An 11,790-nucleotide genomic window follows, 5' to 3' on the forward strand; every position below is an offset into this window, starting at 1 on the left:
CTAGCCTTCCCGCGTGAGCGGAGATCCGGAAGCGCCTGACGACCTCGGCGCGGGCCCGCCGCGGCGCAGTCCGCGCCTGCGCGCCGCGGTCGGGGCCGCGATCGTGCTCGCCCTCCTCGGCGTGGCCGCGGCGGTCATCGGAGCGCTCGTGGTGCCAGGAGGCTCGACGAGCGTCGTCGGCGGGGTGCCGTCCGCGGCGCCGTCCTCCTCATCATCGTCCTCCTCCTCGGTCGACGTTGGCGTCGGCGAGGGAGCCCCCCGGCCCTCCGAGGCCGCCGTCATCGTCCACGTGCTCGGCTCGGTGCGTGAGCCCGGCATCGTCGAGGTGCGACCGGGCGACCGCGTCATGGACGCCATCGCAGAGGCCGGCGGCGCCCTGGAGACCGCGGACCTCGGGGGCGTCAACCTCGCCCGCGCGCTCGTCGACGGAGAGCAGCTGTACGTGCCCGCGGTGGGGGAGGTCGTTCCCGGCGGCCCCGCGGGCGCGGCCGGTCCGGGAGGTGCGGCGCCGGGCGGCGCTGCAGGCTCGGGCGGTGCGGGGCCACCTAGCGCTGCCGGCGGACTCGTCGACCTCAACGCGGCGGATGCCGCGACGCTCGAGACGCTGCCCGGCGTCGGGCCCGCCCTCGCCGCGCGGATCATCGCCTGGCGCGAGCAGAACGGGCCGTTCCGCGCGGTCGACGAACTGCTCGCGGTCTCGGGCATCGGCGAGAAGACCCTCGCGGGCTTCCGCGACCAGGTGACGGTGTGACGGCGACCGATCTGCGCCTCGCCCTGCCGGCTGCCGGGGCCTGGGTCGCGGCGATCCTTCTCGTCGGAATTCCGGGGGCCGCCGGTCCGGTCGCCGGCGCGGCCGCGGTCGCCGTGCTCGCGTCGCTGCTCGGCGTGGCGTCGGCTCTCGCGGGGGGCCGGACGGTCCGGGCGCTCGAGGCGGGCATCCTGCCCCTCGTCGCGATTGCCGTCGTCGCGCTCGCGATCGCGCTGCACGAGCCCCTCCGCCAGCCGGCCGTGCTCGCCGGCGCGCTCGATACGGGCGCGCCCATCGAGGTCGTGGTCGCGCTCGACGAGACGGTCGCCGCGGTCGGCGGGTCCTCCTCGGCGACGGACGCGACGGTCGTCGCGCTCCGCCCGCGACCCGCTGGCGTCGGCGGCGGCGCCGACCCCGAGCTCGCCGGTGGGGCGGCGCCGCCCGAGACCGAGTCGATGCGGGAGGTTCGCGTCCCGGTCGTCCTCCTCGGGTTCGAGCCCGCCGAGCGCGCAGCCCTCGGGTCGCGCTGGCAGGGCCTCGTGCGCCTCGTACCGCTCGAGGCGGGCGACGACCGGGTGGCGCTGGCGAAGCCCCTCGGCGCACTCGAGGCGGCCGGGCGGCCGCCGCCTCTCATGGCGGGCGCGGATGCCCTGCGCGAGCGCTTCCTCGGAGTGGCGAGCACCTTCCCCGGGCCGGGTGCCGCGCTGCTCCCCGGGCTCGCGATCGGCGACACCTCGGCCATCGACGCCGAGCTCGACGCGGCGATGAAGCGATCCTCGCTCAGCCATCTCACCGCGGTCTCCGGGGCCAACTGCGCGATCGTCGTCGGTCTCGTGCTCGGACTCGGGGCGCTGGGCCGGTGGCCGCGCGCGGCTCGCGTCGGCGCAGCCCTCGTCGCGCTCGGCGGGTTCGTCGTGCTCGTGACGCCGCAGGCGAGCGTCGTGCGCGCGGCCGTGATGGCCGCGGTCGTGCTGCTCGCCCTGGCGACCGGCCGAGGCGGGCGCGGTCTGCCCGTGCTCGGTGCGGCGGTGCTGGGCATCCTGGTGCTCGACCCCTGGATCGCTCGCGACTACGGCTTCGCGCTCTCCGTGCTCGCGACAGGTGCGCTCCTCGTGCTCTCCGGCCCGCTCGCGGCCCGGCTCGCGGCCGTCATGCCGCGAGCGATCGCGCTGTGGATCGCCGTGCCGCTCGCCGCACAGCTCGCCTGCCAGCCCGTCCTCGTGCTGCTCGCGCCCGAGCTCCCTCTGATGGGCGTCGTCGCCAACATCCTCGCCGCACCCGCGGCCCCCGTCGCGACGATCGTCGGGATGGCCGCGTGCCTCATCGCCCCCGCGCTGCCCTGGCTCGCCACCGCGCTCGCGGGGCTCGCGTGGGTGCCCGCGACCTGGATCGCGGGCACCGCGCGGGTCACGAGCGGCCTCCCGAGTGCGACGATGCCGTGGCCCGAGGGCGCGATCGGAGCCCTTCTCCTCGCGGGGCTGACGGTCGGCGCTCTCGTCGCCGCGGGCGTCCCGGCACCGATCGCCGGCGACCGCCTGCGGGCGCGCGCGGCGCTCGCGACGACCGCGGTGCTCGTCGTGATCGTAGGAGCGACAGCGGGTGCCGATGCGCTGGGGCGGCTGGGGCGCCCCGCCGACTGGGTGATCGCGCAGTGCGACGTGGGGCAGGGCGATGCGGTCGTCGTGCGATCGGCCGGGCGCGTCGCTCTCACCGACACGGGCGCCGAGCCGGACGCGCTGGCCGCCTGCCTCGACGAGCTCGGTGTGGGCCGCATCGACCTGCTCGTGCTGACGCACTTCGACGCCGACCACGTCGGCGGGGTGGAGGCCGTCGTTGGCCGAGTCGGTGCGGCGCTCGTGGGTCCGACGGACGGAGCGCGCGACGAGGCGGTGCTCGATGCCCTCGTCGCCGGCGGAGCCGTGGTCGAGCACGTCACGGCGGGCGACTCCGGGAGGCACGGCGACTACGGCTGGCGCGCGCTGTGGCCTCCCGACCACCGCGGGGTCTCGCCCGGCAACGGCGCGAGCCTGGTCCTCGAGTGGCGCAGTGCGGGGGAGTGCGCGTGCCCGAGCATGCTCGCGCTCGGCGACCTCGGCCGCGACGCGCAGGAGTCGCTGCGCGCGAGCGTGCGGATCGCGCCCGTCGACGTCGTCAAGGTCAGCCACCACGGATCGAACGACCAGAGCGCGGAGGTGTACGCCGAGGCGCGCGCGACGCTCGGGCTCATCGGGGTGGGCGCCGACAACACCTACGGCCACCCGACGGAGGAGGCCCTCGCGATGCTCGCCGACAGCGGGGGAGCGGCGCTGCGCAGCGACCGGCTCGGGCTCGTGCTGATCGCTCCTGGCACGGGCAGGGTCTGGGGTGCCGGTCTCGGCGGGAGGTCGGGCGGAGGGTCGGGCGCAGCGTCGAACGGGCAGTCCGGCGGCGATTCGGGAGGCGGCTCCGACGGCGACTGTGCGCACGGCGCCGGATGGCGCGTCTGGACCGAGCGCGGGGCCGTGGCCGACCCCGGGGAGGTCGGTGCCGCGGACTAGGCTGATGCGTGCCGCGAACGGGGCCGGCGCACGGCCGCAGGGCCGGCGAGAACGCGCCCGCGGCATCCGCCCACCCGCCCTCGAGGAGGACCATGCCCGCTCCCCGCTCGCGCGGCACCTCGAGCGCGAAGGCGTCGTCGGCGAAGGCGAAGGCGTCGATCCCGCAGCTGTCGTGGCACGAGATCCGGCCCGCGCCGGTCGTCCTCGTCACGGGCCCCGAGGCCTTCCTCGCCGACCGGGCGAGCCGTGTGCTGCGGGATGCCCTGCGCGCGCAGGACGCGAGCCTCGAGGTGCACGACCTGCGCGCCGACGGGTACGCGCCCGGTGAGCTGCTGACCCTGGCGAGCCCGTCGCTCTTCGGCGAGCCGCGCCTCATCCGCGTCGACAACGTCGAGAAGTGCAGCGATGCGTTCCTGGAGGACGTGCTCGACTACCTCGCCTCGCCCGCTGACGACACGGTCGTGCTCCTGCGGCATGGCGGGGGGATGCGCGGCAAGAAGATGCTCGACGCGATCCGGTCGGGCCAGGGCTCCGGCATCGAGGTCGTCTGCACCGAGCTCAAGCGAGACTCCGACCGAGCCGACTTCGCGGCCGCGGAGTTCCGGCACGCGGGCCGCGCGATCGCACCCTCCGCTCTGCGAGCCCTCGTGAACGCGTTCTCGGACGACCTCGCCGAGCTCGCGAGCGCCTGCCAGCAGCTCGTCGCCGACACCGAGGGCGAGATCACGCCGCAGACGGTCGAGAAGTACTACGGCGGGCGCGTGGAGACGAACGCCTTCGCCGTCGCCGATGCCGCCATCGCCGGGCAGCACGGGCAGGCGCTCGCACTGCTGCGGCACGCCATCGCGACGGGAGCCGATCCGGTGCCGATGGTCGCTGCCTTCGCGATGAAGCTGCGCACGATGGCGAAGGTCGGCGGCTCGCGCGGCTCGGGCGGGCAGCTCGCCGGGCAGCTCGGGCTCGCGCCCTGGCAGATCGACCGCGCCCGCCGCGACCTGCAGGGCTGGACGGAGGAGGGCCTCGGCCGCGCCATCCTCGCCGTCGCCGACGCCGACGCGCAGGTCAAGGGAGCCTCCCGCGACCCCATCTACTCGCTCGAGACCCTTGTGCGCACGGTCGCGGCTCGGGGCCTCCCGCCCGCCTGACCGCACCCCGACCCGCGCGCCCCCGCGCGCGTCAACAACTCAGGACGACCGCGGCCGCGAGCGTGTCAACAACTCAGGACTACCGCGCGCGAGCGGCCGCCCGCCTCGTGCAGCGCGAGGCCTCACGCGGCCGCGCGCGCCGCTAGTCCTGAGTTGTCGACACCCGTGGCGCGTGAGCCGGCCCGCGTCAACAACTCAGGACCAACCCGTGCGCGGTCGACCCCCCGCACCCCGCCCGCTCGCGGCGCGCAGTGCGAGGGCGCCCCGCTCGTCCTGAGTTGTTGACGACGCAGCACCGCGAGCGACGAGGCCCGCGCACCACAGCCCCGCGCACGACGAAGCCCCGCTCGCCGACGGGCGGAGCGGGGCTTCGAGCGGGGCGCGCGCGGCGCCCGACGTGCGGGGGCGGGTGCGGCTAGAGCGCGCCGACCTGCTTGGCGATGGCCGACTTGCGGTTCGCCGCCTGGTTCTTGTGGATGACGCCCTTGCTGGCGGCCTTGTCGAGCTTCTTCGTCGCGACGACGAGAGCCTCGGCGGCGGCGGCCTTGTCGCCCGCGGCGATGGCCTCGCGCGTGCGGCGCACGGCGGTCTTGAGCTCGCTCTTGACGGCCTTGTTGCGCTCCTGCGCCTTGAGGTTGGTCTTGATGCGCTTGATCTGCGACTTGATGTTCGCCATGACTGTCTTTCTTCGATGCGGTCGGTGTGAGTGTGGCGGCCGGGGGTGGGGTGCCGTGCGAACGCGCTTGATAACGAGCACAACCGCTGTGGCGAAATCCCAGCCGCAATCCGTGTCGGAAGAGAGAGGGCTTCCTGACACGCAAGCCAACAGGCAACATTACCAGCAGGCGAGCGCCCGCGACAATCGCGCGCGGGGCGCGTCGCGGAGGGCGCGCGCGAGGCGACCGGCGCGGATGCCCGGCCCCGGGCATCCCGTGCGTGATCGCGCCCCGCGGCGGGCGTGGGAGAATGGCGCGACATGTCTCCTCGCGCCCTCACGCCGCTCGCCCCCGCGGCCACCGACCCGACGCTGATCCGCAACTTCTGCATCATCGCGCACATCGACCACGGCAAGTCGACGCTCGCCGACCGTATGCTGCAGATCACGGGCGTGGTCAGCGACCGCGACATGCGCGCGCAGTACCTCGACCGCATGGACATCGAGCGCGAGCGCGGCATCACGATCAAGAGCCAGGCGGTGCGGATGCCCTGGGCCCTGCCGCAGGAGGGCGCGAAGCCGCAGACCTTCGCCCTGAACATGATCGACACCCCGGGCCACGTCGACTTCACCTACGAGGTGAGCCGCAGCCTCGCGGCGTGCGAGGGCGCGATCCTGCTCGTGGACGCCGCGCAGGGCATCGAGGCGCAGACGCTCGCGAACCTGTACCTCGCGCTCGAGAACGACCTCACGATCATCCCGGTGCTCAACAAGATCGACCTCCCGGCCGCCGACCCCGAGAAGTACTCGCGCGAGCTCGCCCAGCTGATCGGCGGCGACCCGGCCGACGTGCTGCGCGTGAGCGGCAAGACCGGCGAGGGGGTCGAGGCGCTGCTCGATCGCGTCGTCGAGCTCATCCCGGCTCCGGTCGGCGACCCGGACGCCCCCGCTCGCGCGATGATCTTCGACTCCGTCTACGACGCCTACCGCGGCGTGGTCACGTACGTCCGCATGGTCGACGGCAAGCTCAGCCCGCGCGAGCGCATCCAGATGATGTCGACGCGCGCGACGCACGAGCTCCTCGAGATCGGCGTCTCGAGCCCCGAGCCGGTTCCGAGCAAGGGTCTCGGCGTCGGCGAGGTCGGCTATCTCATCACCGGCGTGAAGGATGTCCGCCAGTCGAAGGTCGGCGACACCGTCACCAATGCGCAGAAGCCGGCCGCGAACGCCCTCCCCGGCTACACCGACCCCAAGCCGATGGTCTTCTCGGGGCTGTACCCGATCGACGGCAGCGACTACCCCGTCCTGCGTGAGGCGCTCGACAAGCTCAAGCTCTCCGATGCCGCCCTCAACTACGAGCCCGAGACCTCGGTCGCGCTCGGCTTCGGGTTCCGCTGCGGGTTCCTCGGCCTGCTGCACCTGGAGATCGTGACCGAGCGCCTCGAGCGCGAGTTCGGCCTCGACCTGATCTCGACCGCGCCGAGCGTGACCTACGAGGTCACGACCGACGACAGGAAGCACTTCACGGTCACGAACCCGAGCGAGTTCCCGACGGGGGCGAAGATCGCGAGCGTGAGCGAGCCCATGGTGAAGGCGGCGATCCTCGCCCCGAAGGACTACGTCGGCACGATCATGGAGCTCTGCCAGAGCCGCCGCGGCAGCCTCATCGGCATGGACTACCTCGGCGAGGACCGCGTCGAGATCAAGTACACGATCCCGCTCGGCGAGATCGTCTTCGACTTCTTCGACCAGCTCAAGAGCAAGACGGCCGGCTACGCGAGCCTCGACTACGAGCCGACCGGCGACCAGGAGGCCGACCTCGTGAAGGTCGACATCCTGCTGCAGGGCGAGGCGGTCGACGCGTTCAGCGCGATCGTGCACCGTGAGAAGGCTTACGCCTACGGCGTGCTCATGACCGAGCGCCTGAAGAAGCTCATTCCGCGCCAGCAGTTCGAGGTGCCCATCCAGGCGGCGATCGGCGCCCGCATCATCGCCCGCGAGTCGATCAGCGCGATGCGCAAGGACGTGCTCGCCAAGTGCTACGGCGGTGACATCACCCGCAAGCGCAAGCTCCTCGAGAAGCAGAAGGAGGGCAAGAAGCGCATGAAGATGGTGGGTCGCGTCGAGGTCCCGCAGGAGGCGTTCATCGCCGCGCTCTCGGGCGACACCGAGAAGGCCAAGGAGAAGAAGTAGCGGTGGCCCGCCGACCTCTCGAGCAGCGCACCGTCACCTACGGGTCGGTGGGCGGCACGCAGGCCGTCGACCTCCTGCAGTATCCGCCCAAGGGCTACCGACCGCTCGAGGTGCGCGGCCGCGTCGGCCACGGCGACGCCCGCTGGGAGCACGCCGTCGAGCGCCTCCTGACCGGCGGCGTCTACCGCGGTGCGGGTCTCGCGGTCCGCATCATCCCCGCTGCCGGCGAGCAGGATGCCGCGCACTACCTGCCCGTGAGCTACGACGAGTCCGGCCAGCCCGTGGGCGCCGCGACGCTCGAGGTGCCCGACGACGAGTTCTCGCCCTCCGGCGAGCGGTACGTGCGGCCCGGCGACACCGTGATCGTCGGCCCCGCGCTCGGGGGACGCATGCTGTATCCGCTTCCGGGCCGCGTGGTGCTGCGCGAGGAGGGCCCCGATCGCGTCCTCTACGCCGTGGGGACGCTCCCCGGGCATCCGCTGTCGGGGGAGGAGTCGTTCCTGCTGGAGCGGGAGTCCGACGGCGGCATCTGGCTGACCGTGCGCAGCTTCGCGCGTGCCGCGAGCCCCGGCTGGGCGCTCGCGAACCCCGCGCTCGGCGTCGCCCGGCGCCGGATCGCCCAGCGCTTCCTCCGGGCCCTCTCGGCGCCCATCCCCGGGGCGAGCCCTCTGCCCTCCCAGCGTCTCGCCGTCGAGCCGACCGACCCCGGCCCGGCGATCGCGCCCGCCGAGCGCGACGTCGACCCTCAGGATTCCTGACCTACGCTGAAGTCGTGACCGAGGAACCCCGCCCGACCGCGTCCGGCATCGGCCGCGTTCTCGTCGTCGTCTACGCCGTGCTCGCTCTCGCCGCGACCGGTCGCTCGGGCTACCAGATCGCGACCAAGCTCGCCGAGGCGCCGGTCGCGTACGCGCTCTCCGCCGCGGCCGCGGTCGTCTACGTCGTCGCGACGGTCGCGCTCGTCGCGCGCGGCGCCACGGCCTTCCGCATCGCCGTCGTCGCGATCGTCGTCGAGCTCGTCGGCGTGCTCGCCGTTGGCGTTGCGAGCCTCGTCGACCCCGAGCTCTTCCCCGACGACACGGTGTGGTCGCGCTTCGGCCAGGGGTACCTGTTCATCCCCCTCGTGCTTCCCGTCCTCGGTCTGCTCTGGCTGCGCCGCGTCCACCGCTCCCGCCGCGCCGCCGCCGTGACGGAGGGGGCGCGATGAGCGACGCGCGCGTCCTCGACGGCCTCGCCGAACTGCCGCTCGACGAGGTCCGCTCGATCGTCACGATCGGCAAGTTCGACGGCGTCCACCGCGGCCACCGGGCCGTGATCGCGGGCATGCGCGAGCGCGCCGGCGACGCCCGGGTCGTCGTCGTCACCTTCGACCGCCACCCCGCTGCGGTGCTCGCCCCCGAGCGGGCGCCGACACCGCTCCTCAGCGTCGCGCAGAAGACCGAGGCGCTCGTCGAGGCGGGCGCCGACCTCGTCGTCGTGATGCCCTTCACTCGCGACTTCGCCAGCTGGAGCCCCGACGAGTTCGTCCAGCACGTCCTCGTCGACGGGCTCCGCGCGATCGAGGTCGTCGTCGGCACCGACTTCCGCTACGGCGCGCGCGGAGCCGGCTCGGTCGAGTCGCTCCGCGAGGAGGGCGAGCGGTTCGGCTTCACCGTCTCGCTCGTCGACGACGTGTGCGAGCAGGGCGGGCGACGGGTCTCCTCGACGGGCATCCGCGAGGCGCTCGACGCCGGCCGGCTCGACGCGGCGACGGATGCCCTCGGGCGGCACCCGCGCATCCGCTCGCTCGTCGTGCCGGGCCATCAGCGCGGCCGCGATCTGGGCTACCCGACCGCGAACCTCGCGCACAACGCCGAGGGGTACATCCCGGCCGACGGCGTGTACGCCACGTGGCTCCACGTCGACGGGGTGCGCTACCCGGCGGCGACGAGCGTGGGCAACAACCCCACCTTCGGCGACGTGCCCGACAAGACCGTCGAGTCTCACGCGATGGACGTCGCGCTGGACCTGTACGGCAAGACCGTCGAGCTCGAGTTCGTGCGGTGGATGCGGGGCATGCGGAAGTTCGAGTCCGCCGACGCGCTCGCGACCCAGATGGGGCGCGACGAGCAGGAGATCCGCGGCGTCCTCGGCGTTCCCGGCGCGGCCGCGGCCGGCTGACCGCCGTCGCCGCGCGGCGCTGACCGCCGTCGCCGCGCCCTCGACGGCCCGCGCCCGGCAGTAGAGTCGCCTGGTGCCCGAACGCCTTCTCTCGCCCCGCGGCGGACGCCTTCTCGGCGTTCTCGGCATCGTACTGATCGCCCTCAACATCCGCACCGCCGTCGCCGGTCTCTCGCCCATCGCGGGACGGATCGACGCGGAGATCCCGCTCGACGCCGCCGCGATCGGGCTGCTCGGCGTCGTGCCCCCCGTCGCCTTCGCGGTGGCGGGGATCGTCGCCCCCTGGGTCGCGCACCGCATCGGGCTCGAGCGGGCGCTGCTCGCCGCCGTCGTGGCGATGATCGTCGGCCACCTGCTGCGCGGAGCCTCGCTCGACTACCCCGGCCTGCTGGCGAGCACGCTGCTCGTGCTCATGGGTGCGGGGTTCGGCAACATCCTGCTCCCGCCCGCCGTCAAGCGCTACGCCCCCGGTCGCATCGGCGCGGTGACCGCCGCCTACGCGACCATGATGTCGATCTCGACGGCGCTTCCCCCGCTCATCGCCGTGCCGGTCGCCGACGCGGCGGGCTGGCGACTGTCGCTCGCGATGTGGGGAGCGGCGGGCGTGCTCGCGCTCGTGCCGTGGGTCGTCCTCGCGATGCGACCGCCGCATCCCGTCATCACGGAGCCCGTGACGATCGTCGACGCGCCGGCGCCGGCGGCCCCGGCCGACGCGCAGGACGCGGTCGGCGACATCGCGGCCGACCCGGTCGACGAGACGGACACGCGCCAGTTCGGCCGCCTCGCCCGCTCGCGCGTCGTGTGGGGGATCACGATCCCGTTCGCGATCTCGGGCGTCACCGCGTACTCGATCTTCGCGCTCATGCCCCTGCTGCTGCAGGATCTCGCGGGGCTCGACGCCGGCCGCGCCGGCGCCCTCCTGGGCCTCTTCGCGATCGTGGGGCTCCCGCTGTCGCTCGCGACGCCGGTCGTCACCGCGCGCTTGCGCTCGCCCGCGCCGATCATGGTGGGGTCGGTCGCGTCGTTCGCGGTCGGCTTCCTCGGCCTCGCGCTCGCGCCGACCCTCGCGACCCCGCTGTGGATGATCCTCCTCGGCGCCGGGCAGATCCTCTTCCCGATGTGCCTCGCGCTCATCTCGCTGCGCAGTCGCACCTCGCACCGCGCGGTCACCGTGAGCGGCTTCGTGCAGGCGATCGGCTACGGCGTCGCCGCGGTCGCCCCACTGGGACTCGGGCTGCTCCGCACCGCGACCGGCAGCTGGATGCCCGCGATCGTCATCCTGCTCCTCGCGGCCCTCTCGACGCTCGTCGCGATCCCGCTCCTGCGCTCGGGCGAGACCATCGACGACGAGCTCGAGCGCCGAGGGCTCTGACCGCGCCAGCGCCGGACGTCGTCAGTCGACCCGGTGCGACTGGTGCACGAGGGCGGCCGCGCCGATGAGCGGCCCCTCGCCGCTGAGAGCCGAGCGGACGACGCGCGTGTTCGTGACGAACCCGAAGTCGCTGTGGCCGGCGACGGCGGCCTGCACGAGGTCGATGTAGTCGTCCGCGACGTGGCTGAATCCGCCGCCGATCGCGACGACGTCGAGATCGACGAGGGCGCTGGCCGACGCGATGGCCCGGCCGACCGCCCCGGCCGAGCGCTCGATGGCGGCGCGCGCCGTGGCATCCCCCTCGGTCGCGGAGGCGGCGAGCTCCTCGCCGGTCGCGCCCGACCAGCCCTGCGCGCGCGCCCAGGCGACGGTCCGCGGTCCCGAGGCGACCGCCTCGAGGCATCCGCTCGCGCCGCACGCGCACGCGTCGTCGAAGCCCGCGACCTGCACGTGGCCGATGTGGCCGGCGTTGCCGCTGCGGCCGGTGATGACGCGCCCGTCGAGGATCACGCCGCCGCCGACGCCGGTCGACACGATCATGCCCATGACGTTCGTCTCGCCCTGCGCGGCGCCGACCCACACCTCGGCGAGGGCGATGCAGATGCCGTCCATGCGCAGCGTGACGGGCAGCGAGGCGGGCAGAAGGTCGGCGACGAGCTCGCCGAGAGGGTAGTCGCGCCAGGCGGCGAGATTGAGGGGCGAGACGTTGCCCGTGCGGCCGGCGATGGGGCCGGCCGAGCCGATCCCCGCGCCGAGCAGCTCGACGCCGGGGCTGCTGGCCGATTCCAGCGCGCTCTCCACCGCTTCGGTGACGGATGCCGCGAGCTCGCCGCTCGTGGACGTCGCGCCCGTGGGGCGGCGATGACGCGATCCCGGCAGGACCCGCCCGGCGGCGTCGACGAGTGCGGCCTCCACCTTCGTTCCTCCCAGGTCGACGGCGAGGGCGTAGTCGGTCACGGGGTGTCCTCTCCTGCTGCGCG

10 protein-coding genes are annotated in these 11,790 nt (G+C 74.0%); 8 read left to right on the forward strand and 2 right to left on the reverse strand.

Going from position 1 to position 11,790, the window contains the following annotated elements:
* Nucleotides 1-13 precede the first annotated feature (13 nt).
* From ASC54_RS12680 to holA, 3 genes are all read left to right on the forward strand, one after another.
* A complete protein-coding gene (locus ASC54_RS12680; protein ID WP_082515040.1) occupies nt 14-751 on the forward strand; it encodes a ComEA family DNA-binding protein in 738 nt (245 codons plus the stop codon).
* Nucleotides 748-3,285 (forward strand): ComEC/Rec2 family competence protein, encoded by a 2,538-nt coding sequence (locus ASC54_RS10155; protein WP_055898851.1) that lies wholly within the window; start codon nt 748-750, stop codon nt 3,283-3,285. Before ASC54_RS12680 ends, ASC54_RS10155 begins: the two co-directional genes overlap by 4 nt.
* 92 nt (nt 3,286-3,377) lie before the next feature.
* Complete coding sequence (gene holA, locus ASC54_RS10160) at nt 3,378-4,430, forward strand: DNA polymerase III subunit delta (protein ID WP_055860706.1); 1,053 nt, start codon at nt 3,378-3,380, stop codon at nt 4,428-4,430.
* A gap of 415 nt (nt 4,431-4,845) precedes the next feature.
* Here the strand turns inward: holA and rpsT are convergent, their stop codons facing one another.
* Entirely contained in the window at nt 4,846-5,106 is a 261-nt protein-coding gene (gene rpsT, locus ASC54_RS10165; protein WP_055860708.1) for a 30S ribosomal protein S20, read from the reverse strand.
* Nucleotides 5,107-5,406: 300 nt separating this feature from the next.
* Between rpsT and lepA the strand changes: the two genes are divergently transcribed.
* From lepA to ASC54_RS10190, 5 genes are all read left to right on the forward strand, one after another.
* Nucleotides 5,407-7,278 carry a translation elongation factor 4 gene (gene lepA / locus ASC54_RS10170; RefSeq protein ID WP_055860712.1) on the forward strand — a complete coding sequence of 624 codons (1,872 nt, stop codon included), beginning with the start codon at nt 5,407-5,409 and terminating at the stop codon, nt 7,276-7,278.
* 2 nt (nt 7,279-7,280) lie between these two features.
* Complete coding sequence (locus ASC54_RS10175) at nt 7,281-8,036, forward strand: DUF1990 family protein (RefSeq protein WP_055898854.1); 756 nt, start codon at nt 7,281-7,283, stop codon at nt 8,034-8,036.
* A 14-nt stretch (nt 8,037-8,050) separates the two neighbouring features.
* Nucleotides 8,051-8,485 carry a hypothetical protein gene (locus ASC54_RS10180; protein ID WP_055860718.1) on the forward strand — a complete coding sequence of 145 codons (435 nt, stop codon included), beginning with the start codon at nt 8,051-8,053 and terminating at the stop codon, nt 8,483-8,485.
* A complete protein-coding gene (locus ASC54_RS10185) occupies nt 8,482-9,438 on the forward strand; it encodes a bifunctional riboflavin kinase/FAD synthetase (RefSeq protein ID WP_055898857.1) in 957 nt (318 codons plus the stop codon). The genes ASC54_RS10180 and ASC54_RS10185 overlap by 4 nt, the downstream gene beginning before the upstream one ends.
* Before the next feature lie 73 nt (nt 9,439-9,511).
* Nucleotides 9,512-10,810 carry a CynX/NimT family MFS transporter gene (locus ASC54_RS10190; protein ID WP_055898860.1) on the forward strand — a complete coding sequence of 433 codons (1,299 nt, stop codon included), beginning with the start codon at nt 9,512-9,514 and terminating at the stop codon, nt 10,808-10,810.
* Nucleotides 10,811-10,831: 21 nt separating this feature from the next.
* Here the strand turns inward: ASC54_RS10190 and ASC54_RS10195 are convergent, their stop codons facing one another.
* Complete coding sequence (locus tag ASC54_RS10195; RefSeq protein WP_055860726.1) at nt 10,832-11,767, reverse strand: ROK family protein; 936 nt, start codon at nt 11,765-11,767, stop codon at nt 10,832-10,834.
* Between the last annotated feature and the right edge of the window lie 23 nt (nt 11,768-11,790).

The organism is Yonghaparkia sp. Root332 (genome assembly GCF_001425665.1).
GTDB lineage: Bacteria > Actinomycetota > Actinomycetes > Actinomycetales > Microbacteriaceae > Microcella.